Genomic DNA, 26,031 nt, shown 5'->3' with positions numbered 1-26,031 from the left:
GGTCACTCCCGGATGGGGTTGGAGGGGATCAGCACCTCGGCCGGCGCGCCGAGCGTCCTGGCCAGCCAGCGCGTCGCGGCCGCGGCGTCGATCTGCGCCGCGGCCTCGCCGCCGAGCGAGGCGGCCGATTGCAGGAAGAGCAGCGTGTTCGCCGCATCCGCGCGGCCCTGCACGCGGGCCAGCGGGCTCTCGTAGCGCAGCGCCACGTCGCGGCCGTCGAGCAGCAGCGACGGGATCTCGCCGCGCCGGCGCAGGATGGCGAGGCAGCGGGTGACGAGCGGCGTCAGCAGCTCCGCCTGCAGCCGGCCATAGCTGGCGCCGAGCAGCCGCGCAGTCTGCGCGCTGCGCTCCAGCACCTCGGTCGCGGTCATCCGCGCCTCCTGCGGCGGGCCGAACCGGTCGGCGAGCAGCGCGGTGCGGATGCGCGCGCGCAGTTCCTGCAAGACGAGCTGGGAGACGTCGAAATTGCCGGGCGCCGCGAGCGGCGTGAGGCCGGCGCTGCCCGGCGCCTTCGGGATGATGGCGCCGGGGACGAGCTTCACCGTATCCGGGTTCAGCACGCCGTCATCCTCGGCCTGCCAGATGCCGGTGACGGCGATGGAGGCGTTCTTGAGGACGAGCTCGACCACCTTGTTGGCGGTGCGGATGTCCGGCAGCGCCTTCATGACCGGGCCGCGGCCATAGGTCTCGCCCGGCACCTTCAGCCAGCGGAAGGCGATGCAGGGTGTCTCCGCGAAGCGGCCCTCGGCCAGCAGCAGCGGCTGGGCGGCATCGGCGAGCAAGGCGGCGTAGCGCGTCGTGCCGCGCTCGGGCCAGACCGCCTCGAGCACCGGGTGCTGCGCCGGGTCGTCCCCGGCCGCGGCGCGGGCGAGGTCGGGCGGCAGCGTCGCGGCGGAGAAGCGGGTGCGGAGCTGCCCCGCGGTCAGCCGCATCTGGCGGAAGACGGTGGAGAGGCGGCCATCCGGTCCTTCCTCCAGCACCGCACTCCGGATCGGCACGGCGGTGAAGCGGAAGGCGGAGGGCTCGCCGAGCGGCGCCTCCTCCACCAGCAGCAGGCCGGTGCCGGCGACGACGAGGTCGAGGAAGGCCTGGTGCATCTCGACGACGAAATTGGAGCGGTCGAAATGCCCCTGCAGCATGGCCGCCGCCTCCTCCAGCGCCGCCGCCGCATGATCCCCGAGGGAACGGGCCGGGGAGAGGCCGAACCAGCGGGACCATGGCGGCGTCAGCTCGGCCAGCAGGGAGGCGGCGAGCTGTTCCGCCGCATCGGCCGCGGTCGCGTCGAACAGGGTGGCGCCGCCGGCGGGCCCGGGCAGGACATGGTCGTAGCAGGCCTGCCAGAGCGGCTCGAGCGGCCGGCGCCGGTCCAGCGCGCGGCCGAAGCGGGCGAGGAGATCGGAGGGTTCCATCCGCCTCACTCCCCGAGCAGCGATTTGCGCGGCGCCGCCGGCAGCGGCTCCAGCACGCCGCGGGCGGAGGTCGCGATGGTGCCGGCGAGGCCGCGGCCGGCGCGCGCCCGGGCCTCGGCGCGGGCCTCCTGGCCCTGTTGCCCCGGCGCCGGGGCGGCGGCGATTGGCTCGGGCGCCGGGGGCGCCGGAACGACGACCGGCTTCGGGGCACGGAACAGGCCACCCATGCGCATCACCTCATCCTGTTCGGGAAGGCAGATCGCCGGCGGGCCGAGGGGCCCGACCATGCATCTGCGCTCAAGACAAAAGGCCCGGCCGATCGCGCAGCCCGAAAGGCCCGCGGGCCCGCCCCCGGTGAGGGAGGCGGGCCCGCGGCAGGTCCGGGGAGGGATCGGGAGGATGCCTCAGGGCGCAGTTCGCCCGTTGGCGGGTTGGCTTTTAGTACGGTGTTCAGGGTACGTCAAGTATTTTTTCCTATTTCCTGAAAGTGCCCGGAACAGCCCCCAGGGCGTCAGCGCGAAGGGTGCGCCGGCGCCCAGCACGGCGCGGCAGAGCGCGACGCAGGTGAAGGGGGCGAGCGGCGGCAGCAGCCGCCAGCGTGGCTGCCCCGGCACGAAGGGCCCCGCCACGGCGAAGCCGGCGCGGCGGTAGAAGCCCGGCAGGTCGAAGGCCGGCGGCACCTCCAGCCGCGCCACCACCAGCCGGCCCGTGAGCGGGTCGAGCACGGTCCAGCCCCTCGCATCCGCGATGGCCGCGAAGCAGTGGCGGAACCCGGGCCGCAGCAGGTGGAGCCAGGGCTGGTCGGCCTCCCCGCCGAAGACGATGAAGGCGCGCTGGCCGGCCTCGGCCGCGCGCCGGTGGGTCGCCCGCCCTGGCGCGGCGCCGGAGGCGCGGGCTGCGGCGGTCACGGCGCGGCGCCCGGAAAGAGAAGGATTTCAGCGCCTTCCGCGCCGGGCAGCGGCGGGCCGGCGACGATGCCCTTCACGCGCAGCGGCCAGTCGAGCCGCGTCATCACCTCCCGCCACAGCCGCCAGTCGCCCCGCTCGCGCGGGTAGCGCGGATCGGGCACCTGCTGCCGCTCCCCCCAGATCCGCAGGATGCGTACATGCTGCAATTCGATCCGCCGCTGGCGGTAGAGGCGGTCGAGGCACTTCACCACATCGTCCGGCTCGCAGGGGCGGGCGACGAGGGCGGCGCCGGAGACGATGCGGGCGCCGTCCCGCCGGGCGATCAGGCAGGCCATGGTCCAGAACCAGGCCTCCTCGGCGGTGCGGAAGGGTTCCGTCGGCGTGAGGCCACGCGGGGCGGGGGCGTGGTCGGGGCGGGGGGCTGCGGTCATTGGGGGGAGTCTCCTCTCGCCGTGCGGGAACATTTTGTGAACTTATGCGCGCGAGAGTGATGAAGGCAAGAGGAAACAAGGAATATTAGCCTATTGATCTCCGACACCATCCCTAGGATGTTATGCCCATGAAGCGACCCATGATCTGGTGGGCGGTGAGCCTTGCGAGGGCCGTGCCGTGACGCATGAGGATATCTGGCGCGCGCTGGACGCGCTGGCGGCGGAGAGCGGGCTCTCCGCCTCCGGCCTGGCGCGCAAGGCCGGGCTGGACGCGACCGCCTTCAACCCCTCGAAGCGCATCGGCGCGGATGGCCGCGCGCGCTGGCCCTCGACCGAGAGCGTGGCCAAGGTGCTGGCCGCGACCGGTGCCGGCTTCGCCGAATTCGCCGCGCTGGTCACCGGTGCGCCGGCGCTGCCGCGCGGCGGCCGGATGGCGGTGGGGCGGCGCATCCCGCTGATCGGCCTCGCCCAGGCGGGCGGCGAGGGGTATTTCGACGATGGCGGCTATCCCGTCGGCGGCGGCTGGGACGAGATCTCGGTGCCGGAAATCGCCGACCCGAATGCCTATGCGCTCGAGATCTCGGGCGAGAGCATGGAGCCGGTCTTCCGTGATGGCGATGTCGTCATCGTCTCCCCCGGCGCGCCGGTCCGGCGCGGCGACCGCGTGGTGGTGCGGACGCTGAAGGGCGAGGTGATGGCGAAGGAGCTGAAGCGGCAATCCGCCAAGCGGATCGAGCTGCGCAGCCTGAACACGGCGCATCCGGACTACAGCTTCGAACTGCCGGAGATCGCCTGGATGCACCGGATCGTCTGGGCGACGCAGTAGGCCGGAACAGCCTTACCGGCCACGCCCCGGGGAGCATGGCGAAGGGCGTCCCGGCCATGCGCCGGATGCTGTGCGGATGGCGCCGTGCCAGGGTCGATGCCGGCGCGTGCCAGGCGGCAGGCGGCAGGACGGGGCGCAGGCCCGGCCGCCTATGCCGCCCGGCTCCGCTCCTCCTCCGATGTCGGCCGCATCTCCGGCGGCAGCAGCGGGCTCAGGCTTTCGAAATCCCGCTCCGCCCGCAGCGCGAGGTAGCTGGGCCGGCCTTCCTCCCGCGGCCGGAGCGGCACCGCGTTCAGCCCGATATCGGCATAGATCCGCAGATAGTCCGGCCCGACGCGCCAGAAGGCCGGATCCACCCCCGCCCGCTCGCACAGGTCGCGGAAGCGCCAGATGGCGGAGATCGCATCCCGCCGCTCCCCCGCCGGGTCGCCGAGCGCGAGCCAGACCCCGTCCCGCTTCAGGAAGGCGAAGCCGGCCCGCTCCCCCTCCCCGAACACCGCGCCATCCGCCTCCATCGGCGCCAGCGCGCCGAGCGCCCCGAGCCGCGCCCGCGTCGCCCTGTCCCATTCCAGCGCCCGGAAGCGTGCCGGCCGCAGCAGCCGCACCATGCCGACCAGCAGCAGCACGGCGGTGAGGCCGACGGTGAAGCGCAGGCTGTCCGGCGCCAGCTCGCTGAACACCACCTCCCACCAGGACTCCTCGGAAACGCGGCCGCCATAGGCGACCAGCGCAAGGGTGATGCCGCAGGCCGCGACCGCCGTGAGCGGCACCACCGCCTCGGGCGAGAGCGGCTCCCGCATCAGCCGGCTGTCCCGGTAGAAGGCGCCGCGCAGCCCGGCGACCAGCCCGGCGAGCAGCAGGAAGGCGCCCCAGAGCCACCAGGCTTCCCCCCGCACCCAGGCGATGGCGGCACCGTTCACCAGCAGGAACAGGGTGAAGCCCCAGGCGATGGTCAGCCGCCGCATCAGCCCATAGGCCATGACCAGCAGCAGGGAGCCGACGACGGAGGCCGCGAAGTGGGAGGCAAGGGCGGCCAGGCGGCCCGCCCAGGCCTCGATGATCGTGTCCTTCACCGGCAGCGCGCCCATGAAGATCAGCAGCGCGCCGGCCAGCGCGACCAGCGAGGCGATTGCCGGCACCTCCAGCGTCTCGCTCCCCCGCCCGAGCGCGGTGACCCGCTGCAGCACGGCGCGGCGCTGGCCGAGTTCGAAGCCGACGAACAGCGTGCCGGAGATGAAGAGCGGGATGATGTAGTAGTACAGCCGGAAGACCAGCAGCGCGCCGATCACCTCGGGCGCCGGCAGGTAGGGCTGCAGGCCGATCAGAATGGCGCCGTCGAAGACGCCGAGGCCCCCCGGGACATGCGCCGCGATGCCGGCGGCATAGGCGGCCAGGTAGATGCCGAGGAAGCGCAGGAAGGTCAGCCCCTCCGCTGCGGGCAGCAGGGCGTAGAAGATTGCCGCCGTCACCGCGACATCCACCGTCGCCAGCGCGGTCTGGGTCAGCGCCATGCGGGGGCCGGGCAGGTCGATCTCGTGCCGGAAGATGCGCACATGCCGCTTGAAGCGGCTGAGCACGACATAGGCGGCGACGATGCCCCAGAGCGGGACGGCCATGGCCTGCAGCGCCCAGTGCGGCACATGGGCGCCGAACCAGGGCACCACCTCCGGCTCCACCACCAGGACGAGCCCGCCGAGCGCCATGCCGCCGAGCCCGAAGGTGAGGCTGGTGAAGCCGACCACCTTGGCGATCTCGAGCGGCGTCAGCCCCCAGGCGGAGTAGAGCCGGTAGCGCACCGCGGCGCCCGAGACGGCGGCGAAGCCGAGATTGTGCGCGAGGGAATAGCCGCAGAAGGAGGCCAGGAAGCTCTTCGGCCAGGAGACCGGCCGCCCGGCATAGATCGAGCCAAGCTTGTCGTAGATGGCGAGGACGAGATAGGCGAGCACGGTCCAGCCCCCGGCGATCCAGAGCGCGGAGGACGGGATGGCGGCCATGGCCTTCTGGATGTCGGCGACCGAAAGGCTGCGGAATTCCCGCTGCACCACCCAGATCGCGCCGGCCAGCAGCGCGATGCCGAAGACCGCGGGCCCGTTCCGCCGCAGCCAGGCCATGCGGGGGCTCACTCCGCCGCCACCTCGCGCGCCAGCGCCGTCTCGATCAGCCCGATGGTGCCGGGGATGCCGTAGAGCGCGACGAAGCCGCCGAAGCGCGGGCCCTCCTGCTGGCCGAGCAGGACCTGGTAGAGGCAGGAGAACCAGTCGCGCAGACTGGCGAAGGCGTGCCGCTTGCCGACCTCATAGAGCAGCGTCTGGATCGCCTCGGCATCGCTGTCCTCCGGCAGGCTGCGCAGGACATGCAGCAGGTCCTCCAGCGCGCCGCGCTCGATCTCGTTCGGCGCACGGAATGTCTTCGTGGGCGCGACGAAGTCGCGGTAGTAGGCCACCGCGTACTCGGCCAGGCGCGCCAGCATCGGGTGGCTCTCCGGCGTCACATCGGGCGCGTAGCGGCGGATGAAGCCCCACAGGATCTGGGGATCGTCCGCATTCACCACGCTGGCGAGGTTCAGCAGCATGGCGAAGGAGATGGGCGAGCCGGGGTCGTTGCTGCTGCCGTTGTGGATGTGGAAGGCGGGGTTGGTACCCTCGGGCTGGGCCTTCAGCTTCTCCAGATTGCCGAGATACTCGTCCACCGCGCGGGGGATGACGTCGAAGAACAGCCGCTTCGCCCGCTGCGGCGCCTGGTACATGAACTGGGCCAGGCTCTCGGGCGGGGCGTAGCGCAGCCATTCCTCGATGGTGAGGCCGTTGCCCTTGGACTTGCTGATCTTCTGCCCGTGCTCGTCCAGGAAGAGCTCATAGGTGAAGCCGACGGGCGGCGTGCCGCCGAGGATGCGGCAGATGGCGCCGGAGAGCTTCACGGAATCGATCAGGTCCTTGCCCGACATCTCGTAATCGACGCCCAGCGCATACCAGCGCAGCGCCCAGTCGGCTTTCCACTGCGCCTTGCAATGGCCGCCGGTGATGCGCGTGCCGTGGCGCTTGCCGGTTTCCGGATCGACCCAGACCAGCAGGTCGTCCTCTGGCCGCACTTCCTCCATCGGCACCTGCATGACCACGCCCGTCTCCGGATGGATGGGGAGGAAAGGCGAATAGGTGGCCCTTCGTTCCGGGCCGAGGGTGGGGAGGATGACCTTCCTCACCGCCTCGTGCCGTTCCGCCATGCGCAGCAGCGCCGCGTCGAACCGCCCGCCCTTGTAGTAGTCGGTGGAGGAGGCGAACTCGTATTCGAACCCGAAGGCGTCCAGGAAGGCCTGCAGCCGGGCGTTGTTGTGCGCGCCGAAGCTCGGATGCGTTCCGAAGGGATCGGGGATGGCGGTCAGCGGCCGGCCCAGATGCTGCGCCAGCAGATCCTTGTTCGGGACATTGTCCGGGACCTTCCGCAACCCGTCCATGTCGTCCGAGAAGGCGACGAGGCGGGCGGGCAGGCCCGTCATCCGCTCGAAGGCGCGGCGGACCCAGGTGGTGCGCGCCACTTCCCCGAAGGTACCGATATGCGGCAGGCCCGAGGGGCCATAGCCGGTCTCGAAGAGGGCCCCCGCGGGTTTCGGGCTGGCGGCCAGCCGGTCCGCGAGTTTGGCGGCTTCCTCGAAGGGCCAGGCCTTGACGTTGCGGAGGGAGGGATCGGCGCTCATGCGGGGCAGATGGCAGGGGTCGGCGGCGGGGTCAACGCGCCATGGGCAGGGCAGCCATCGGGACTTGACAGTGGCGGCGGCGGGGCCGGCGCGCTAAACGGCCCATTCTTCGTGAAGGAAAGGGTGCCATGCGGGTCGGCGTGATCGGTGCCACGGGCGCGGTCGGCAAGGAGTTGGTGGAGGTTCTGGGCAAGCGGCGCTTCCCGGTGACCGAGTTGAAGCTGTTCGCCTCCGCCCGCAGCGCCGGCACCAAACAGCAGACCCCCTGGGGCGAGGTCACCATCGAGGAGTTCTCCCCCGCCGCCGCCAAGGGCCTCGATCTGGCGCTGCTCGCCGTCTCGGGCGACTTCGCCAAGGCGCATGCACGGGCGCTCGCGGCCGAGGGTGTCGCGGTGGTGGACAACTCCTCCGCCCTGCGGCTGGAGGCTGATGTCCCCCTAGTGGTGCCGGAGGTGAATGCGGACGCCATCGGCAACCACAAGCTGATCGCCAACCCGAACTGCACCACCGCCATCCTGGTGGTGGCGCTGGAGCCGCTGCGCCGGGAATTCGGCCTGAAGCGGGTGATCGTCTCCACCTACCAGGCCGCCAGCGGCGCCGGCGCCGAGGGTATGCAGGAGCTGGAGCAGGAGACCCGCCGGGTGCTGCTGGAAGGCGGCAAGCCGGGCCACTCGGTCTTCGCCCATCCGCTGCCCTTCAACGTCATCCCGCAGATCGATAGCTTCCAGCCAAACGGCTACACGCGGGAGGAGATGAAGGTCGCCTGGGAGAGCCGGAAGATCATGGGGATGCCCGATCTTCTCGTCTCCTGCACCGCGGTCCGCATCCCGACCTTCCGGGTGCATGCCGAGGCCGTGACGATCGAGACCGAACGGCCGGTGACGCCGGAGGCGGCGCGCGCCGTGCTGGCCAGGGCGGCCGGCGTGAAGCTGGTGGATGACCCGGCGAACAAGCTCTACCCGATGCCGCTGACCGCGACCGGGCAGGATGATGTCGAGGCGGGGCGGATCCGCGCCAACCCGGTCTTCGGCGATTGCGGCCTCGATGTCTTTCTCTGCGGCGACCAGCTTCTGAAGGGCGCGGCGCTGAACGCGGTGCAGATCGCGGAGCGGATGAAGCTGGGCTGAGGCCCGGCCGACGGGCGCCGTCCAGGCGCCTGATCCCGCGATGCATCGTCATGGCCGGACATTGCTCCGGCCATGCCTTCTTCCGGCCCGCGGCGCCGCCTTGCCGCCTGGGGACCGCGAGCAGGGCGCGGCCCACCCTCGCCCCCGCCACTGATCGCCGCTAGCCTCCCCGGCCAGACTCGCCGCCGGAGGAAACCCGCCGCCATGAACCTCGCCCGCTTCCCGCGCGTCCGGCTCGGCCACATGCCGACCCCGCTCGAGCCCATGGAGCGCCTGTCGAAGCATCTCGGCGGGCCGAAGCTCTGGATCAAGCGGGATGACTGCACCGGCCTCTCGACCGGCGGCAACAAGACCCGCAAGCTGGAATACCTGTGCGCGGACGCGCTCGCGCAGGGTGCCGACATCGTCATCACCCAGGGCGCCACCCAGTCCAACCACGCAAGGCAGACCGCCGCTGCCTGCGCCAGACTCGGCCTCGCCTGCCACATCCTGCTGGAGGACCGGACCGGCTACACCGACCCGGCCTATACCCGTTCCGGCAACGTGCTCATGGACAAGCTGCATGGCGCCACCATCTCCCGCCGCCCCGGCGGGGCCGACATGCAGGCGGAGATGGAAGCGGTGGCGGAGGAGATGCGGAGCACCGGCCGCAAGCCCTATGTCATCCCCGGCGGCGGGTCCAACCCCATCGGGGCGCTGGGCTATGTCAACGCGGCACAGGAATTGGTGACCCAGGCCTCCGACATGGGCCTCAGGATCGACCATCTGGTGCACGCCACGGGCAGCGCCGGCACCCAGGCCGGGCTGGTTGCGGGCCTCGTCGCGCTCAACAGCGGCATCCCCGTGCTCGGCATCGGCGTCCGCGCCCCGAAGCCGAAGCAGGAGGCGAATGTCCTCGCGCTGGCCGAGCGCACCATCGCCCATCTCGGCCTGCCGCCCCTGGTCAGGCCGGAGCATGTGGTCGCCAATTGCGACTATGTCGGCCAGGGCTACGGCATCCCGACCCAGGGGATGGTCGAGGCCGTCCGGCTGGTGGCGGAGCAGGAGGGCATCCTGCTCGACCCCGTCTATTCCGGGAAGGGCATGGCCGGGCTGATCGACCTGATCGGCAAGGGGAGGTTCGGGAAGGACGAGAATGTCGTCTTCCTGCATACCGGCGGCCAGGTCGGCCTGTTCGGCTACCCCGACGCCTTCGGCCTTCCGGCCGACACGGCGCGCTGAGCGCCCCCGCCCCGTCCAGCAGCAGCAGCCTCCCCTCCGGCGTGATCCGCCAGCGCCTGGCTTCGCCGAGGGCGCGGAGGAACCGCCCCTCCTGCTCCGCCACCGCGGGGACGCAGGCCATCCTGGTTGCGGCCATCCGGGTGAAGGTGATCCCCTCGCCCGAGAGGCTGTAGCCGCCGGCCAGCCGGTTGCAGCCGCCAGAGCCCGCGACCATCCCCTCCGCCGTGAAGGCGAGGCTGGGGGCCACACCATCCAGCACGCCCCGGTCGCCGATCTCCTCCGCCACCCAGTCCGGCCCGACCAGCGCCGGGACCTCGGCCGCCGGCGGGGCGGCCGCGCGGATCAGGCGCAGCGCCACCGCCTCGCCCGCCCCCCGGGTCAGCACGGGATGGATGGTATCGGTGCGGAGGGCGGCCCTGCCCTCGATCTCGATCACGCCCCGCACGGCATAGCTGTGGTGCGGCAGGATCCGCGCCGGATCGTAGGCCAGGGTGAAGGCGAGCGGGATCTGGCCCTGGATGGGGATGCGTGCCTCCGCCAGCCGCACGGCCGGCATATCGGCCCGCGAGATGTCGATCAGTTCCACCACCAGCACCGCCCCCGGTGGCAGGGCCATGCGCTCGCGGTAGCTGGCCGTGCCGCGGATCGCCGCGGGCTGGGCAGCGGCCATGCCGGCCAATGCCGCACCGGCCGCGAGCGCCATGATGCCACGTCGATCCATTCCGCTGCATCCCCTGGCCGCGCCTCGCCAAGTCCGGGCCGGCCTTCCCGAACCCTACGGAACCAGCCCGTTGCGGGCTGCGCAAGGCCGGGTGCCCTTCCCGGTGCGGCGCGCAAACGGGCGTGAATGCCGGAGGCGCGGCCATGCTCCGCGGTGGGGAGGGTGCCCGAAGCCGGGCGCCGGTCCGCCATCCGCGGAACGGTCATTCGACCGACTTGATCCCGATCAAGGCGAGCGCCTATCTGCACTGCGACAGATCGGGCCAGGAGCGTGCGCCCGCCGCCGGGCTGTTCCGGCCGCCGCCGGCATGCTGCAATGCCCGCAACCGCGGCCAGGGCGCCGCCAACCAATCTCCACGGAGGACCAAGACGAATGTCCGAGGCAGCAACCCTCGAACGGCCCAAGGCGCGGCCCGCCGAGCATTTCGACGTCCTGATCGTGGGCGCCGGCATCTCCGGCGTCGGCGGCGCCTATCACCTGACGACGCAATGCCCGGACACCAGCTTCGTCGTGCTGGAGAGCCAGGAGACCTTCGGCGGCACCTGGTGGACGCATAAATATCCCGGCATCCGCTCGGACAGCGACCTGCACACCTTCGGCTACCGCTTCAAGCCCTGGACCGGCACGCCGATCGCGACCGCCGAGGAGATCCGGAAATACATGGGCGAGGTGATCGAGGAGAACGACCTCGGCCGCCACATCCGCTACAACCACAAGATCAGCAGCGCGAGCTGGTCCTCCGCCGAGAACCGCTGGACCGTCGAGGCGACGCGGACCGATACCGGCGAGCCGGTGGTGATCACCGCCAATTTCCTCTGGATGTGCCAGGGCTACTACCGGCACTCGGAAGGCTACACGCCGGAATGGCCGGGCATGGCGCGGTTCAAGGGCACCATCGTCCACCCGCAGACCTGGCCGGAGGATCTCGACTACACGGGCAAGCGCGTGGTGGTCATCGGCTCCGGCGCCTCGGCCGCGACCATCGTCCCGGCCATGGCCGGCAAGGCCGCGCATGTGGTGATGCTGCAGCGCTCGCCCACCTATTTCCGCACCGGCCGCAACGCGATCGAGATCGCCGAGGAGCTGCGCGCGCTGGGCATCGAAGAGACCTGGATCCACGAGATCACGCGGCGCAAGATCCTGCATGAGCAGGCGCTGTTCACCGACCGGTGCTTCAAGGAGCCCGAGAAGGTGAAGCAGGAGATGCTGGCGAACCTGCGCAGCATCCTCGGCCCCGATTACGACATCGACACGCATTTCACCCCGAGCTACCGGCCCTGGCGGCAGCGCATCGCCTTCGTCCCCGATGCCGACCTGTTCCAGGCGGTGGCGCGCGGGGAGGCCTCGGTCGTCACCGACGAGATCGAGAGCTTCGACGAGACCGGCATCCAGTTGAAGTCCGGCAAGCACCTGGAGGCGGACATCATCGTCACCGCCACCGGCTTCCACCTGAACGTGCTGGGCGACATCGAATTCGCGATCGACGGCAAGCCGCTGGCCTTCCACGACACCGTGACCTATCGCGGGATGATGTTCACCGGCGTGCCGAACATGGTCTGGGTCTTCGGCTATTTCCGCGCGAGCTGGACGCTGCGGGCCGATCTTGTGGGTGATTTCGTCTGCCGCCTGCTAAAGCACATGCAGGCCAAGGGCGCGAAGCGGGTGGAGGTCGCGCTGCGGCCCGAGGACAAGGACATGCCGATCCTGCCCTGGATCGACCCGGAGAATTTCAACCCGGGCTACCTGATGCGCGGCATGCACCTGCTGCCCAAGCGCGGCGACAAGCCGGAATGGCAGCACACCCAGGACTACTGGATGGAGAAGGACGCGATCCCGGCCACCGATCTGGATGGGGCGGAGTTCGTTTATCGCTGAGCCCGGAACGTCGTCACCCCGGCTGCGCGGGGTGACGGCGCTGTATGGCCCTGTGTGAGCAGATCCACGCCTCCGGGCGCTTCCGCCCCGCGGCGATCTGCCCTGGCCGCGCCTTCCGCCCGGTGCGCCGCTACATCGGGCGGAAGGACAGCGACATGGTCGTCACCGCATCCTCCAGGCAGGGGCGCAGCGCGCGCGGGAATTCCAGCCAGAGCGTTGCCAGGGTTCCATCGGCTGCGAGGAAGGTGCGCCGGTAGAAGATGCGGTCGAGGATATAGCCGCTGAGGACGAACCAGTTGTCGCGGCGGCGCCGGTAGGTGACCTCGCCGCGGCTGTTGCGCAGGATGTCCTCCTCGGCTTCGGCGAGGAAATGGCCGAGTTCCCGGCCCTCCTTGCTCCGCGATGCGTTCACCACCGCGGTCGCCCGGCGGTCCGCCGTCCAGAAGCGGGCGCTGTCGCCATTCTCGGGAACGCTGTCGGGGTCGAGCGCGAAGACCGAGGGGTAGCGCATGAGGATGCCGAAGCGCTCGTTCCGGTAGGTCCGCTGCCGGCCATCGCCCGCGGCGGGGCAGGCCTCCGGCATCGCCTCCCGCGGCACGGCGGCGGCCAGCAGGACCAGGGCCAGGGCGCCAAGTCGCCGGCGGTGCATCGGGCCTCCTCGTCATGCCGCAGCAGCAGGGAGCGACAACGCAGCCCGGCCGCCGGTGATGCGCGGGGACGTCATCGGCGATACGCCCGGGCATGGCCGTCCGCCACCGCATGGCTGGGCACCGCCACGCCGCCCGCGACCGATCCCTCCGGTTGCGCTAGTCTGGGCCACCCATGGCCCTCCCTCCCCGCCTGCTGCTCCCCGATGCCCCGGCGCTCGTCGCGGGTCATGGCCGCGCCACGCTGCTGACCCCCGATGGGGAGCTGCAGGAACTGTCCGCCGCCGAGCTGCATCGCACCCTCGCCGGGCAGCCCCCGCCGCTCCTCGTCCATGGCCCCGCCACCGCCCGGCGGCTCGACCTGCCGCGCTTCGACGCCTGCTTCGACCTGCTGGAGCTCTTCGCCTTCTGCCTGCCGGCCCGCCCCGCGGCCCCGACGCCGCGCGGCCTCGCCATGGCGCTCGACCTCGACCTGCCGAAGGACGATGCCGCCGCTGCCGCCCTGCTGCCGGAGATGGCGACGATCCTGCTCCGCCGCCTTGCCGCCGGGCGCGGCCTGCCGATGAACCGCGATGCCGGCATCCTGGCCGCGCAGCTCAGGAAGGCTGCCGCCTGGCCCTGGGCCGAGTCGGTGCTGGCCGCCCTGGGCGCCGGCGAGGAAAAGCCCACGCTCGACCCCTACAAGGTCTGGCGCCGACTGCCGGACTGGGAGGATCCAGGCCCGCCCCAGCCGCCGGCCAGCTTCGACGTCTCCCCGACCGAGGCGCGCACCCGCCTCGGCCAGATCCTGGGAGAGGGGGCGGAGCAGCGGCCGCAACAGGCCGACTATGCCTCCGCCGCCTCCGGCGCCTTCGCCCCGCGCGCCGACCAGGGCGCCCCGCATGTCGTGCTGGCCGAGGCCGGCACCGGCACCGGCAAGACGCTGGGCTACATCGCCCCTGCCTCCCTCTGGGCGGAGCGCAACGGCGCCCCCGTCTGGATCTCCACCTTCACCCGCAACCTGCAGCGCCAGATCGACCAGGAGCTGGGGCGGCTCTACCCCGAGCCGGAGGAGCGCCGCCGCCGCGTCGTCGTCCGCAAGGGGCGGGAGAACTACCTCTGCCTGCTCAACATGGAGGAGATGCTGGGCCAGGCCGGCCATCCCGACATGGCCGTGCCCCTCGGCCTGGTCGCCCGCTGGGCCCTGGCGACGCGGGACGGCGACCTGATGGGCGGCGACTTCCCCGGCTGGATCGTGGAATTGCACGGGCCGGCCGCCATCTGGCCGCTGGCCGACCGGCGGGGCGAATGCATCCGCTCCGCCTGCCCCCGCTACAAGCAGTGCTTCGTCGAGCACTCCATCCGCCGCGCCCGGACTGCGTCACTGGTCGTCGCCAACCATGCGCTGGTGATGGTGCAGGCGGCGCTGGGCGGCGGGGAGGACAGCCGGCCCCTGCGCTACGTCTTCGACGAGGGCCACCACCTGTTCGACGCGGCGGATGCCGCCTTCAGCGCCGCCATTACCGGCGCCGAGACGGCGGAGCTGCGCCGCTGGCTGCTGGGCGCCGAGGGCGGCCGCAGCCGCGCCCGCGGCCTGAGGCGCCGGATCGAGGAGCTGGCCGGCGACATCCCCGAACTGCTGGCGCCGATGGAGGCGGCGCTGCAGGCGGCCCGCGCCCTGCCCGGCCTCGGCTGGGTGACGCGCCTGTCGGAGGAGCCGCGCCCGCCGCGGCACGACCCCGTCCATGCCCTGCCGGACGAGGCGGAGGCGGCGGCGGAGCGCCCCGTGCTCTCCGCCGCCGCGGCCGAACGCCTGGCGAACCCGACCGAGATGTTCCTCCGCGCCGTCCGCCGCCAGGTGCTGGCCCGCGCGGCGGAGGAGGACGGGCTCTACGATGCCGAATGCGACCTGCACCCGCTGGGGGGGGATGTGCCGGACGCCGCCGAGGCGCTGGAGCGCGCCCTCAAGCGCCTGGAGGAGCCGCTGGTCCTGCTGCGGGACCGGCTCATGGCCCGGCTCGAGGATGAGGTGGAGGAGCTGGAAACCGGCGACCGCATCCGCATTGAGACCGCCGCCAAGGGGATCGAGCGCCGCGCCCTGATCCCGCTGCGGGCCTGGCAGGCCATGCTCCGCGCCCTGCGCGAGCCGCCCCCCACCCCCGGCGAGCGCCGCGACTTCGTGGACTGGCTCGTGCTCACCCGCCGCGAGGGGCGGGAGGTGGATGCCGGCATGCACCGGCACTGGTTGGACCCGACCACGCCCTTCGCCCTTTCCGTCGCCGCGCCGGCGCATGGCATGCTGATCACCAGCGCGACGCTGCGCGATGCGGGCCTCTCGGAGGAGCCGGAGGCCAGCTGGACCGCGGCCGAGGCCCGCACCGGCACCTGCCACCTGCCGGCTCCCGCCATCCGCGCCGCCGTGCCCAGCCCCTTCGACTACGCCGCCCGCACCCGCGCCTTCGTGGTGACCGATGTGGACAAGCTGCGCGGCGGCCAGGTCGCGGCGGCGATGCAGGCGCTGTTCCTCGCCTCGGGCGGCGGCGCGCTCGGCCTCTTCACCGCCATCCGGCGGCTGCGGGAGAGCTTCCACCGCATGGCTCCGGCGCTGGAGGCGGCGGGCATCCCGCTCTACGCCCAGCATGTGGACGCGATGGACAACGCCACGTTGGTGGACGTCTTCCGGGCGGAGGAGGATGCCTGCCTGCTCGGCACCGATGCCATGCGGGACGGCGTGGACGTGCCGGGCCGGTCGCTTCGCCTGCTGGTCTTCGACCGGGTGCCCTGGCCGCGCCCCTCCATCCTGCATCGCGAGAGGCGCATCCACCTCTCGGGCGGCTCGCCCTCCGCCTATGACGACGCGCTCGCCCGCCACCGGCTGCGTCAGGCCTTCGGAAGGCTGATCCGCCGCGCCGATGACCGCGGGGTTTTCGTGCTGCTCGACCGCTCCTGCCCCAGCCGCCTGCTGGCCGGCCTGCCGGAGGGGGTGCCGGTGCGCCGGCTCGGCCTCAGCGCCGTGGTGGCGGAAACGCGCGAATTCCTGAATCAGCCGTGAGCTTTGTTACAAGACTAATCATTGACGTGAGCACGGCGCGGCGCGACGAGGGGTGACCAGCGGGCCGGTCCAGGCTGCGGCACCGCCGCGGCGACCGGACCGCGGCAGGAGCGAGGCCCCATGCCGAACACCCGTTTCAACCCGCAGGAGGCGCTGGTCTGCGCCATGGTGCTCATGGCGGCCTCGGACCGGAACATGACCGATGCCGAGGTCGGCATGATGTCCCGCCTGGTGCAGGAATTGCCGGTTTTCAGCGATTTCCACCCGGCCGGCATCGCCAGCGTGACCGAGACCTGCCTGAGCCTGCTGGGGCGCGAGGACGGGCTCGACCGGGCCATGGGCCTGATCCGCGATGCCCTGCCGCAGCGCCTGCGGGAGACCGCCTATCTGCTGGCCTGCGAGGTGGCGGCGGCGGATGGCGAGGCTTCCCAGGGAGAGCTGCATTTCCTGCAGGATTTCCGCATCGCACTGGACCTCGACCGCCTGATCGCAGGTGCCATCGAGCGCGCGGCCAAGGCCCGGTACCAGGTGATCTGATGGATTGATCGCGATGGTTGCGCCTTCACCATCTGTCCATTCGACGCACGCCGGATTGGTGATTAGGTGGAGGCCATGTCCGACGTAACCGGCGTGATGCCGCCCTGATCCCGTGAACCGGGCCGGCCCTCCCCGTCGGCCTGTCACCTCCTCGCTTCCCTCCGGGGAACCCGGGCCTTCGGCGTCTCGCGTCAGGGCGATGCCCCACGATTGGATATTGCCGTGCAGCTCCGCCTACCCTCGGCCCATGCGCCCATCTGGGTCCTCGCCGAAAGCGTGGCCGCCGCCGGCTTCTCGCTGGTGTCCATGCTGGCGATCGGCCGGGTCATCGGCCCGCATGAGGCCGGCATCGGCACGGTCGCCATCGCCGCCTTCCTGATCGCGGAAGTGCTGGTCGGCGCCCTCTTCCCCGATGCGCTGGTCCGCCTGATCCGGCTGGAACGGCGCCATGCCGAGAGCGCCGTGACCGCCGCCGTCCTTCTCGGGCTCGTGCTCGGGGCGTTGCTCGCCCTGCTCGGCCCGGTGCTGGCGCGGCAGGCGGGTGAACCGGTGATCGCCTGGCTGATGCTCGCCCTCGCGCCGCTGCTGCCGCTCGCGGCCTTCTCCGGCACCGCCTCGGGCCTCTACCTGCGCGACCAGCGCTTCCGGCTGCTCTCGACGCGGCTGCTGCTCGGCCAGCCCCTGGCCCTGGGGACGGGCCTGGCGCTCGCCTGGTCCGGGCAGGGCGCCTGGGCGATGATCGCGGCGCAGACCGTGGCGACGCTCGTCACCTTCACCCTGATGCTGCGCGGTGGGCTGGGCGGTGTAGGCCGCGGCTTCCGGCCACGCCTCGATCTCGGCGCGCTTCGGGCGCTCTGGCCGGTGGCCCTGCCGCAGCTCGGCGGGGCCGCCGTGCTCAGCGGCAAGTACCGCATCTTCCTGATGGCGCTCAGCCTTATCGTGGCGCCGAGCGTGCTCGCCATCTCCCACTTCGCCTTCCGCCTGGTGGATGCGGCGGTCGCGATCGTCTGGCAGACGGTGACCCGCATCGCGATGCCGCGGCTCTGCGCCCTGCAGGCCGACCGCCCCGCGATGGCGACGACCTATGGCGACCTCGCCCAGCTCCAGGCGCTGCTCGGCCTGCCGATCTGCCTCGGCCTGGTGCTGGTGGCGCCGGACCTCGTCGCGCTGCTGCTCGGGCCGCGCTGGGCGGACATGGCCATCGCCGCGCAGATCGTCGCGGCCGGGGCGGCGCTGACCTTCCTCTATGGCGACACCACCAGCCTCTTCGTCGCCCTCGGCAAGGCCAGGCGGAACCTCCAGCTTGCCCTCGTCACGCTGGCTCTGCCGCTCGCCGTGCTGACGCTGACCCGGCCGCAGACGGCGGAAGGCGCGGCGCTGGCCTGGGTGGTGCCCTCGCTCGCGCTGCCGCCGGTGCTGGCAACGATCGTGCTGCGGGAACTGGGCCGCTCGCCGCTCTGGCTGCTTGGCCGGATCGCGCCCGGCCTGCTGGCCGCGGCAACGATGGTCGGGACGGTGCTGGCGATCCAGCACGGCACAGGGCTGGCGGGCTGGCCGAGGCTGGCCGCCGCAGTGGCCGCGGGCGGCCTTTCCTATGGCGTCGTGGCCTGGCTGGCCCTCGGCCGGCGCTGGCCGCGGGCCCTGGAGACGGAGCGGCCGCAGCCGGCCGACCCGGGGCCGAGCGACGCCGACGCGGTCCCACATGCTCCGGCACGGCCGAGGCCGGAGCCGGCGACGAGCACCCTGCCATAGTCATCGAAACTGCCGCCCGCTTGCGCCGGTCATCCCTGCGAGGGCCTGGTCGGGGACCGTGACGCCGGGCAGGCTGGCTTTGCTCGGTAAAGTCTGCGGGGCGCTCCGTTCACGCCCGCCGCGCTCTGCTCTATGGCGGATTGCGTTCAGACCTGAACGCAATCCGATGCAGGTCGTTGATTACAAAGGGGATCTGCGCCCCCGGGCATTCACGCCCGTCCGCAATCCGCTCAGGCCGCGCTGGTCCAGGGCCTGAGCGCCTCCGGCGTGCGGAAGTCGCGCGGTATCTCGAAATCCCGCGCGGCGCCGCGCATCGCCTCGGGCGGCTGCGGCATGCCGCGGCGGTCGCTGTAGTCCCGGTGCCGCGCGAGGCGCCGCCCGCTGCGCCGCGCGCTCAGCGCCCGTCCGCAGAGCAGGTCCAGCAGCGTGACGCCGGCCACCGCCGCCAGCGCCAGGCCGACCTTCTCCCGCTGCCGGTTGCGCCCGTCGAGGCCGGTCGCCAGCGTCCCGAGATCGAGCGCATCCCCCGCGACCCGGCCCCAGATCCAGGGTGTGGGATCGCGGGCGGTAAGGATGCCGATCCCGGTCGCGATCTCCCGCGCACCATAGCTGGCGATCAGCCGCTCATGGCCGCGCATGCCGAGGCCGCGCGCCAGCGCCTGCGGCGCCAGCACCTCCACCAGCCCGAGGCCGATGCTGAACCAGCCGAGGCCCTGCGCGACCGCGAGGGTGCTGTCCGTCCGGCGGCCGCGCCGCCGCTGCGTGCCGCGCCCGCTCATGGCCGGATCACCACCTTGATGCAGCTGTCCTGCTTGTCGCGGAAGGTCTTGTACATCTCCGGCCCCTGCTCCAGCCCGATGCGGTGGGTGATGACGAAGGAGGGGTCGATCTGCCCCTGCTCGATCCGCCGCAGCAGGTCATCGGTCCAGCGGTTCACATGGGTCTGGCCCATGCGGAAGGTCAGGCCCTTGTTCATGGCCATCCCGAAGGGGATCTTGTCCAGCAGACCGCCATAGACCCCGGGGATGGAGAGCGTGCCGGCGGGGCGGCAGACATACATCATCTCCCGCAGCACATGCGGCCGGTCGGTCTCCAGCATCACCGCCTGCTTGGCGCGGTCATACATGGAATCGAGCGTCGCGGTCGCATGCGCCTCAAGCCCGACGGCGTCGATGCACTTCTCCGGGCCCTTGCCGTGCGTCAGCTCGTTCAGCCGCTCGACGACGCTCTCCTCCTCGAAATTGATCGTGATGGCGCCGCCGGCCTTCGCCATGGAGAGCCGCTCCGGTACCCGGTCGATCGCGATCACCTGGCGGGCGCCGAGGAGGATGGCGCTGCGGATCGCCATCTGCCCCACCGGGCCGCAACCCCAGATCGCCACCGTGTCCGTCGGCTCGATGTCGCACTGCACCGCGGCCTGCCAGCCCGTCGGGAAGATGTCGGAGAGGAACAGCACCTGCTCATCCGTCAGGCTGTCCGGCACCTTGATGTGGGTACGGTCGGCGAAGGGCACGCGCAGGTATTCCGCCTGCCCGCCGGGATAGCCGCCGGTCAGGTGCGTGTAGCCGAAGAGGCCCGCGGTGGCGTGGCCGAAGATCTTGTCGGCGATGTCCTTGTTGCGGTTGGACCGTTCGCAGACGCTGAAATTGCCGCGCTTGCACTGGTCGCATTCGCCGCAGAGGATGGTGAAGGGGATGACCACCCGGTCGCCCTTCTTCAGGTTGCGGCATTCGGGCCCGACTTCCTCGACGATGCCCATGGTCTCATGGCCCATGATGTCGCCGTTCTTCATGCCGGGCATGAAGTTGTCGTAGAGGTGCAGGTCGGAGCCGCAGATGGCGCAGGAGGTGACGCGGATGATGGCGTCCCGCGGCTCCTCGATCCGCGGATCGGGGACGCTGTCGCAGCGTATGTCATGCTTGCCGTGCCAGACCAGTGCGCGCATGCCGGGGCTCCTCCTGCGGCCCCCGCCGGGGGGCGTCCACCGCGGAACGCAGGCGGAGGGGCCGGGTTGTCGCCCTGGCGAAAAGGCCGCTTACAACCGGTCCGCTGGCGCCAGGAGGCAGGGATGCGCGGGATCGCCCGTCTCCACCTGCAAGGTGGCGTGGCCGATGCCGAAGCGTGCCCGCAACTCCCGACCCAGAGTGGCGAGGAAGGCGTCGTCGGTCCCGGCCCCTGGCCGGACCAGATGCGCGGTCAGCGCCGTCTCGGTGGTGGACAGCGCCCAGATATGCAGGTCGTGCACCTCCGCAACCCCTGGCTGGACGGCGAGGAATTCCCGCACCGCCTCGGGGTCGATGCCCCGCGGCACCGCATCCATGGCGAGGTCCACGGAGTCCCGCAGCAGGCCCCAGGTCCCGGCCAGGATGACGCCGGCAATGAGCAGGCCGAGCACCGGGTCCACCCACAGCCAGCCGGTCGCCTGGATGAGCAGGGCGCCGGCCACCACCCCGGCCGAGACGCCGGCATCGGCCACCATGTGCAGATAGGCGCCGCGGCGGTTCAGGTCGGCCTCCCGCCCGCGGGCGAAGAGCAGGGCGGTGCCGGCATTCACCACGATGCCGGCAGCGGCAACCCAGAGCATGAGGCCGGCCGCGACGGGCTCCGGCTCCACCAGGCGCCGGACGGATTCGAGCATGATGGCCCCGACCGCCACCAGCAGCAGCATGGCATTGCCGAGCGCGGCCAGGATGGTGCCGCGGTGGAAGCCATAGGTCCGCCGGCCGGAGGGCAGGCGCCGCGCCAGCCGCACCGCGCCCCAGGCCAGCAGCAGGCCGAGCACGTCCGAGAGGTTGTGGCCGGCATCCGCCAGCAGGGCGAGCGAGCCGCCGATGATCCCGGCCGCCGCTTCCAGCCCGACGAAGCCGAGATTGAGGGCGATGGCGGGAACGAAGCCGCGCTCCCCGGGGACCGGGCCGTGATGGTGCGGGTGGCCGTGGTCATGCCCATGCGCCGCGCCATGGCCGTAGTGGTCATGGCCGTGGTCATGGTGGTGGTCGTGGCTCATGCCGGCGGCACCTCCGTGGCGGCGCGGCGGCGTGGGGACCACCGGCCGGACGGCCCCCTTGTCCCGTATGCGGCGGGCCGGCGCCAGAGCAGATCGAAGACGGGGATGAACAGGGCACCGGCTGGCTTTGCGGAGCAACGTCAGCGGAGCCCTTGCCGCCCGGGAGCAAGACCCTGCCCTGCCATCAATGGCCGACAGCGGATGGCGTGCAATCCGCAGCGCAATCCGCTGCCGGGGCGGCGCGCGTTTGGTTGGCGCATGAAAAAAGGCCCCGGGGTTTCCCCCGGGGCCCGATCCAGGGCGTGTCGCCGCCGGACTACTCGCTCTGCCGGACCCCCGTCAGATGCAGCAGCATCTGGAAGAGGTTGATGAAGTTCAGGTAGAGGCCGAGCGCATCCATCACGCTGCGCTTGCCGGCCTCCTCCGTGCCCTCGGCATAGGCGTGCTCGATATAGTCCGCCTTGATGCGCTGGGTGTCATAGGCGGTGAGGCCGACGAAGACCACCACGCCGATGACGCTGATGGCGAACTGCAGGGCCGAGCTCTGCATGAACATGTTCACCAGGCCGGCGATGATCAGGCCGATCAGGCCCATCATCATGAAGCTGCCCATCTTCGTCAGGTCGGTCTTGGTGGTGTAGCCATACAGGCTCACCGACGCATACATGGCCGCCGTGATGAAGAAGGTGGTGGCGATGCTGGCGCCGGTGTAGCGGAAGGCCAGGTTGCTCAGGCTCGCGCCCATGCAGACGCAGAACACCCAGAACAGCGCCTGCGCCGTGGTCTTGCTCAGCCGGTTGTAGCCGAAGCTCAGCACCAGGATGAAGGCGAGCGGCGAGAGCGCGGCGACCCAGAACAGGATCGTCGGCTGCATCACCACGCGCCCGCTAGCCAGCGGCACGGCCTGGTAGAACAGCGCCTGGAGCGCCGGCACGCTCACCACGGCAAGCGCCACGATTCCGGTGAGCAGCAGCCCCGAGGCCATCCAGTTGTAGACCCGGAGCATGTACGCCCGGAGCCCGGCATCGACGGCGGCCGCGTCGGCGGTCGCCATGCGACCCCAGCCTGGCGCACCCGTCTGGTATCGATAGTCGGGTTGAAGGGCCATAGGTGTCTCGAACCTCCGAAAAGGGGGCAATCCCCGCTGCCCTCTATTATGGAGAAGCTGTAACCCGATTCAACGGGATTCCGTGTGACCGGGCAGCACTCCGGACCGGCGCGCGGGGATCGCCGGCAGGCGTGATATGGGTATGCCTTGCCCGTTCTTCATGTCACGAAGCGTGACGCCGGGCGAGCCCCCCTTCAGCGAATCGCCGGCCTATTCGTTCCGCAGCAGCGGCCCAGGCCGCGCCCTGAGCGCCAGGGCGGTGCCGATCTGCCCGCAGGCGAGGGTCAGGGCCGCGCAGCCCAGCACCGTCGCGGCCAGCATCCCCGGCAGCAGCACCCATTCGGCCCGCATCACAAAGGTCACCACCGCCCAGGACGCCGCGCTACCGATCAGCGCCGCCAGCAGCCCGGCCACCAGCCCGATCAGCATGTATTCCACCATCCAGGCGGCGCGGATCTGGGACCGGGTGGCGCCGATCGTCTTCAGCACCACGGCATCCCGGACGCGCTGCCGCTGCCCGGCCGCGACCGCGCCGGCCAGCACCAGCGCGCCGGCCAGCAGGGTGACGCTGCCAGTGGCGGTCAGCGCGGTGCCCACCCGCCCCAGGATGCCCGCCACCGCCTCCAGCGCGTCCCGCACCCGGATGCCGGAGATGTTGGGGAAGGTGTCGGTCAGCGCCCGCAGCACCGCGGCATCCTGCGCCGCATCCCCGCGCACGGTCGCGATATGGGTGTGCGGCGCCGCCTCCAGCAGGCCGGGGGAGGCGACCAGGGTGAAGTTCATCCCGAGGCCGCGCCAGTCCACCGCCCGCAGGTTGGCGATCCTCAGGTCGATGTCGCGGCCCAGGACGTTGACGGTGATGACATCGCCGACCCCCACTCCCCAGCCGCGGGCGACATTGGCATCGAAGGAGAGCAGCGGCTCCCCCCGGTAGTCCGGCGCCCACCACGCCCCGGCGACGATCTTCGTCCCCTCCGGCGGGTGGGCGGCATAGGTGAGGCCCCGGTCACCCCGTAGCGCCCAGGCAGTCTCCTCCGAGACCTCTGCCCGCTCGGCCGGCACGCCCTTCACCGCGACCACCCGGGCGCGCAGGCTCGGCACCCGCTTCACCTCGTCAACCCCCGGCAGGCCGAGCGCCACCGCATCGAAGCGCTGCGCCTGGTCGGACTGGATGTCGATGAAGAAGAAATTCGGGGCGCGGGCCGGCATCTCGGCCGCCAGTTGCCGGCGGAGATTGCCCTCGATCTGCGCGATGGTGGCGAGCGTGGTGAGACCGATGCCGAGCGAGACGACCAGCAGCGCGGTCGGCGCCCCCGGCCGGTGCAGGTTGGCGAGGCCGAGCCGCAGCGCCGGCCGGCGCAGATGCGCGAGCCGCCGGGCGAGGGCAGCCAAGGCCCAGGCGCCGCCGCGGAAGACCAGCAGCGCGGCGATGGCGGCGCCGCAGAAGCCGAGCGCGAAGCGCCGGTCGCCCGCGGTCAGCACGATAAGGGCGATGAGCGCCCCGGCCGCCGCCAGGTTCAGCGCCAGCACCGGCCAGGCCGGCCAGGCGCCGGCCGGCTGCAGCGCATCCCGGAACAGCGCGGCGCCCGGGATGCGCGCGGCCCGGCCGAGCGGCCAGAGGGCGAAGGCCAGCGCCGTCAGCAGCCCATAGAGGGCGGCGAGCGCCAGCGGCGCCGGATAGGGAGCCAGGCGCGGCGGCACCGGGAGCGAGCCGGAGAGGGCCTGCGCCGCCACCCAGGTCAGCCCGTAGCCGCCCGCGAGGCCGATGGCGATGCCGAGCGCGGCCAGGGCCAGCACCTGGATCAGATAGGTCAAGAAAATGATGGCGGCCGGCGCGCCCAGGCAGCGCAGGGTGGCGATGGAGCGCGCCCGCGCGTCCAGCCAGCCGCGCACCCCGGTGGCGACGCCGATGCCGCCGACCAGCAGGGCCGTGAGGCCGGCCAGGGTCAGGAAGGAGGCGGCCCGGTCAAGGAAGCGGTTCACCCCCGGCTCCGCCTGGTCGGCCGTGCGAACCCGCCAGCCCTCGGCCGCGAAGGCGCTGCGCAACTCGTTGGCGAAGCGGGCGCGGTCCGTACCCTCCGGCAGGCGGATGCGCAGGTCGTGCTGCACCAGGGCGCCGGGCTGGAGGAGCTGCGTGCGGTCCAGCATCGCCCGGGTGATCAGGGCGCGCGGGCCGAACAGGGCGGGGCTGGTGGCCTTGTCCGGCTCCCCCTGCACCAGGGCGGCGAAGCGGAATTCCGCCTCGCCGATCCGGACCCGGTCCTGGATGGACAGGCCCAGCCGCTCCGCCACCAGCGGATCGAGCGCCACCTGGGCCCCGGCGGCGGCGCCCTCCGCGCCGAAGCCGGGGAGGGGCGGGTCGAGGTCCAGCGCGCCGTAAAGGGGATAGGCGGTGTCCACCGCCTTCACCTCGACCAGCATCCGCTCGCCCGAAGGGGCGACCAGCATGGAGCGGAGCGCCACCACCTCCGATACCTGCCCGCCGTGCGCCTCGATCCAGGCGCGGGCCGCGGGCGTTGCCGGGCGGTTGCCGCTGCGCAGCTCGACATCCCCGCCGAGGATGCGGGCGCCATCGGCGGCCAGGCCGGCATCGATGGCGGCCCGCAGCGTGCCGACCGCCGCGATGGCGGCGACGCCGAGGGCGAGGCAGGCCAGCACGATGCGCAGGGAGCGGATGCCCCCGCGCAGCTCGCGCCGCGCGAGGCGAAGGCCGAGGAGGAACTGGCCGGCAAGGCCCAAGGCGGGGAACTCCGACAGACAACCTGGCCCAGTTGGGGCCGATCGGGCCTGATCCAAGCCCGGCCGGCAACACAGGCCGTGACGAAGCGTTACGGCGCCACAGGCCAGGGGCCGGGCCGGCCATCGCGGCCCCGCATCCGGGACGCGCAGCCACCGGGCGCCCGGAAGCCGGCGCGCCCGGGGCGGCCCGTGCTGCAGCTTACCCCGCTGCGGCCTACCCCACTCGCGGCAGCGGCCCCTTCGAGGGCGCTGCGGCGAAGAGCGCGGCGCGCAGGCCGGGCGGCAGCGCGCCGGCGATCCGGGCGGCGCAATAGACCGGGAAGGGATAGGCGATGCGGATCCGCCCGGCGGCGATGCCCCGCAGGGTCCGCCGCGCCGCCTCCTCGGCCTCCATCAGCATGGGCATGGGAAACTGGTTCGCCGCCGTCATCGGCGTGCGGATATAGCCGGGGCAGACCGCATGCAGCCGGATGCCGCGCCGCCGCTCGGTCGCGTCCAGCGCCTCCGCCCAGCGCTGCACCGCCGATTTGCTGGCGCAATAGGCCGGGGCGCCGGGGACGGCGACGAAGGCGGCGATGGAGGCGATGACGGCGATGCGGCCGCGCAGCCCCTCCGGGCCGGGGGGCTGCGCCGCCATGGCCGCCAGCGCCGGCAGGGCGGTGTTCAGCACGCCGGTGACATTGGTCTCGAAGATCGCGCGGGCCTGCTCGGCCGGCTCCGTCCTGCCGCCGGTGCCGGCGGAGATGCCGGCATTGGCGATGACGAGGTCGAGCGGCCCGGCGCCGGCGATCCAGGCCGCCATGGCGTCCCGGTCCCGCACATCCACGCTCTGCGGCCGGGCGGCGGCGCCGGCCGCGGTGCAGGCGGCCGCCGTCTCCGCCAGCCGCTCCGCGTTCCGCCCCCCGAGATGCAGCACCACCCCCGGCCCGGCGCAGGCGATGGCAATTGCCCGCCCGATGCCGGAGGAAGCCCCTGTCACCAGCACATGTCGCCAGGGGTAG

Annotated in this window: 20 protein-coding genes and 1 pseudogene; 7 read left to right on the top strand and 14 right to left on the bottom strand. The window is 72.1% G+C overall.

The genetic code is table 11. The features are described from left to right. Window positions 1–2: 2 nt before the first annotated feature. From LHA35_RS16155 to LHA35_RS16140, 4 genes are all read right to left on the bottom strand, one after another. Window positions 3–1,409, bottom strand: coding sequence for a portal protein (locus tag LHA35_RS16155; RefSeq protein WP_226609763.1), 1,407 nt, complete (start codon window positions 1,407–1,409; stop codon window positions 3–5). A 5-nt stretch (window positions 1,410–1,414) separates the two neighbouring features. After that, window positions 1,415–1,696: a hypothetical protein gene (locus LHA35_RS16150; protein WP_226609761.1), complete on the bottom strand. Its 282-nt coding sequence runs from the start codon at window positions 1,694–1,696 to the stop codon at window positions 1,415–1,417. 117 nt (window positions 1,697–1,813) lie between these two features. Then, window positions 1,814–2,317 carry a hypothetical protein gene (locus LHA35_RS16145; protein WP_226609758.1) on the bottom strand — a complete coding sequence of 168 codons (504 nt, stop codon included), beginning with the start codon at window positions 2,315–2,317 and terminating at the stop codon, window positions 1,814–1,816. Next, the gene (locus LHA35_RS16140) at window positions 2,314–2,748 is read right to left on the bottom strand and encodes a hypothetical protein (RefSeq protein WP_226609756.1); all 435 of its coding nucleotides are present in this window, start codon (window positions 2,746–2,748) and stop codon (window positions 2,314–2,316) included. Before LHA35_RS16140 ends, LHA35_RS16145 begins: the two co-directional genes overlap by 4 nt. 178 nt (window positions 2,749–2,926) lie before the next feature. Between LHA35_RS16140 and LHA35_RS16135 the strand changes: the two genes are divergently transcribed. Continuing rightward, window positions 2,927–3,574 carry a S24 family peptidase gene (locus LHA35_RS16135; RefSeq protein ID WP_226609831.1) on the top strand — a complete coding sequence of 216 codons (648 nt, stop codon included), beginning with the start codon at window positions 2,927–2,929 and terminating at the stop codon, window positions 3,572–3,574. A 149-nt stretch (window positions 3,575–3,723) separates the two neighbouring features. Here the strand turns inward: LHA35_RS16135 and LHA35_RS16130 are convergent, their stop codons facing one another. After that, entirely contained in the window at window positions 3,724–5,697 is a 1,974-nt protein-coding gene (locus LHA35_RS16130; protein ID WP_226609753.1) for a phosphatidylglycerol lysyltransferase domain-containing protein, read from the bottom strand. After that, window positions 5,694–7,265 (bottom strand): lysine--tRNA ligase, encoded by a 1,572-nt coding sequence (locus LHA35_RS16125; RefSeq protein ID WP_226609751.1) that lies wholly within the window; start codon window positions 7,263–7,265, stop codon window positions 5,694–5,696. The genes LHA35_RS16130 and LHA35_RS16125 overlap by 4 nt, the downstream gene beginning before the upstream one ends. A 128-nt stretch (window positions 7,266–7,393) precedes the next feature. Between LHA35_RS16125 and LHA35_RS16120 the strand changes: the two genes are divergently transcribed. Beyond that, window positions 7,394–8,392: an aspartate-semialdehyde dehydrogenase gene (locus tag LHA35_RS16120; RefSeq protein WP_226609748.1), complete on the top strand. Its 999-nt coding sequence runs from the start codon at window positions 7,394–7,396 to the stop codon at window positions 8,390–8,392. A 204-nt stretch (window positions 8,393–8,596) separates the two neighbouring features. Next, on the top strand, window positions 8,597–9,613 hold the full coding sequence (gene cuyA / locus LHA35_RS16115) for a D-cysteate sulfo-lyase (RefSeq protein ID WP_226609746.1): 1,017 nt from the start codon (window positions 8,597–8,599) through the stop codon (window positions 9,611–9,613). A 16-nt stretch (window positions 9,614–9,629) separates the two neighbouring features. Here cuyA and LHA35_RS29060 read toward each other — a convergent pair. Further along, window positions 9,630–10,283: pseudogene (locus LHA35_RS29060) on the bottom strand (YbaY family lipoprotein); the annotation flags it as partial. 423 nt (window positions 10,284–10,706) lie between these two features. On the opposite strand from LHA35_RS29060, the gene LHA35_RS16105 reads away from it, so the two are divergent. Then, a complete protein-coding gene (locus LHA35_RS16105; RefSeq protein ID WP_226609743.1) occupies window positions 10,707–12,209 on the top strand; it encodes a flavin-containing monooxygenase in 1,503 nt (500 codons plus the stop codon). A gap of 130 nt (window positions 12,210–12,339) precedes the next feature. Here LHA35_RS16105 and LHA35_RS16100 read toward each other — a convergent pair whose 3' ends face one another. Further along, on the bottom strand, window positions 12,340–12,858 hold the full coding sequence (locus tag LHA35_RS16100; protein ID WP_226609741.1) for a hypothetical protein: 519 nt from the start codon (window positions 12,856–12,858) through the stop codon (window positions 12,340–12,342). Window positions 12,859–13,031: 173 nt separating this feature from the next. Here LHA35_RS16100 and LHA35_RS16095 point away from each other — a divergent pair, with 173 nt between their 5' ends. From LHA35_RS16095 to LHA35_RS16085, 3 genes are all read left to right on the top strand, one after another. Continuing rightward, complete coding sequence (locus tag LHA35_RS16095; RefSeq protein ID WP_226609739.1) at window positions 13,032–15,887, top strand: ATP-dependent DNA helicase; 2,856 nt, start codon at window positions 13,032–13,034, stop codon at window positions 15,885–15,887. Between the two features lie 120 nt (window positions 15,888–16,007). Then, a complete protein-coding gene (locus LHA35_RS16090; protein ID WP_226609736.1) occupies window positions 16,008–16,424 on the top strand; it encodes a tellurite resistance TerB family protein in 417 nt (138 codons plus the stop codon). Between the two features lie 222 nt (window positions 16,425–16,646). Next, window positions 16,647–18,176, top strand: coding sequence for an oligosaccharide flippase family protein (locus tag LHA35_RS16085; protein WP_226609734.1), 1,530 nt, complete (start codon window positions 16,647–16,649; stop codon window positions 18,174–18,176). 230 nt (window positions 18,177–18,406) lie between these two features. On the opposite strand, the gene LHA35_RS16080 is transcribed toward LHA35_RS16085, so the two are convergent. The 6 genes from LHA35_RS16080 to LHA35_RS16055 form a co-directional block, all read right to left on the bottom strand. Continuing rightward, window positions 18,407–18,955, bottom strand: coding sequence for a cyclase dehydrase (locus LHA35_RS16080; protein ID WP_226609732.1), 549 nt, complete (start codon window positions 18,953–18,955; stop codon window positions 18,407–18,409). Further along, entirely contained in the window at window positions 18,952–20,121 is a 1,170-nt protein-coding gene (locus LHA35_RS16075) for a zinc-dependent alcohol dehydrogenase (protein WP_226609729.1), read from the bottom strand. The genes LHA35_RS16080 and LHA35_RS16075 overlap by 4 nt, the downstream gene beginning before the upstream one ends. Window positions 20,122–20,211: 90 nt before the next feature. After that, on the bottom strand, window positions 20,212–21,183 hold the full coding sequence (locus LHA35_RS16070) for a cation diffusion facilitator family transporter (protein WP_226609727.1): 972 nt from the start codon (window positions 21,181–21,183) through the stop codon (window positions 20,212–20,214). Window positions 21,184–21,499: 316 nt separating this feature from the next. After that, window positions 21,500–22,291, bottom strand: a complete 792-nt coding sequence (locus LHA35_RS16065) for a Bax inhibitor-1/YccA family protein (protein ID WP_408902334.1) — start codon at window positions 22,289–22,291, stop codon at window positions 21,500–21,502. A gap of 210 nt (window positions 22,292–22,501) precedes the next feature. Beyond that, on the bottom strand, window positions 22,502–25,030 hold the full coding sequence (locus LHA35_RS16060) for an ABC transporter permease (protein ID WP_226609722.1): 2,529 nt from the start codon (window positions 25,028–25,030) through the stop codon (window positions 22,502–22,504). Between the two features lie 214 nt (window positions 25,031–25,244). Continuing rightward, on the bottom strand, window positions 25,245–26,009 hold the full coding sequence (locus tag LHA35_RS16055; protein ID WP_338050897.1) for an SDR family NAD(P)-dependent oxidoreductase: 765 nt from the start codon (window positions 26,007–26,009) through the stop codon (window positions 25,245–25,247). Between the last annotated feature and the right edge of the window lie 22 nt (window positions 26,010–26,031).

This window comes from Roseicella aerolata, assembly GCF_020523605.1.
In the GTDB taxonomy this organism is placed as follows: Bacteria; Pseudomonadota; Alphaproteobacteria; order Acetobacterales; family Acetobacteraceae; genus Paracraurococcus; species Paracraurococcus aerolatus.
The sequence above is the reverse complement of the archived record's forward strand: the minus strand, read 5'-3'. Positions and strand labels throughout refer to the sequence as shown.

Bases quoted from the DNA above. Each gene is read 5' to 3' on its own strand.
- LHA35_RS16150 (WP_226609761.1), bottom strand. From the start codon at position 1,696: ATGGTCGGGCCCCTCGGCCCGCCGGCGATCTGCCTTCCCGAACAGGAT.
- LHA35_RS16105 (WP_226609743.1), top strand. From the start codon at position 10,707: ATGTCCGAGGCAGCAACCCTCGAACGGCCCAAGGCGCGGCCCGCCGAG.
- LHA35_RS16095 (WP_226609739.1), top strand. From the start codon at position 13,032: ATGGCCCTCCCTCCCCGCCTGCTGCTCCCCGATGCCCCGGCGCTCGTC.
- LHA35_RS16155 (WP_226609763.1), bottom strand. From the start codon at position 1,409: ATGGAACCCTCCGATCTCCTCGCCCGCTTCGGCCGCGCGCTGGACCGG.
- LHA35_RS16120 (WP_226609748.1), top strand. From the start codon at position 7,394: ATGCGGGTCGGCGTGATCGGTGCCACGGGCGCGGTCGGCAAGGAGTTG.
- LHA35_RS16080 (WP_226609732.1), bottom strand. From the start codon at position 18,955: ATGAGCGGGCGCGGCACGCAGCGGCGGCGCGGCCGCCGGACGGACAGC.
- LHA35_RS16125 (WP_226609751.1), bottom strand. From the start codon at position 7,265: ATGAGCGCCGATCCCTCCCTCCGCAACGTCAAGGCCTGGCCCTTCGAG.
- LHA35_RS16100 (WP_226609741.1), bottom strand. From the start codon at position 12,858: ATGCACCGCCGGCGACTTGGCGCCCTGGCCCTGGTCCTGCTGGCCGCC.
- LHA35_RS16070 (WP_226609727.1), bottom strand. From the start codon at position 21,183: ATGAGCCACGACCACCACCATGACCACGGCCATGACCACTACGGCCAT.
- LHA35_RS16065 (WP_408902334.1), bottom strand. From the start codon at position 22,291: ATGGCCCTTCAACCCGACTATCGATACCAGACGGGTGCGCCAGGCTGG.
- LHA35_RS16090 (WP_226609736.1), top strand. From the start codon at position 16,008: ATGCCGAACACCCGTTTCAACCCGCAGGAGGCGCTGGTCTGCGCCATG.
- LHA35_RS16075 (WP_226609729.1), bottom strand. From the start codon at position 20,121: ATGCGCGCACTGGTCTGGCACGGCAAGCATGACATACGCTGCGACAGC.
- cuyA (WP_226609746.1), top strand. From the start codon at position 8,597: ATGAACCTCGCCCGCTTCCCGCGCGTCCGGCTCGGCCACATGCCGACC.
- LHA35_RS16140 (WP_226609756.1), bottom strand. From the start codon at position 2,748: ATGACCGCAGCCCCCCGCCCCGACCACGCCCCCGCCCCGCGTGGCCTC.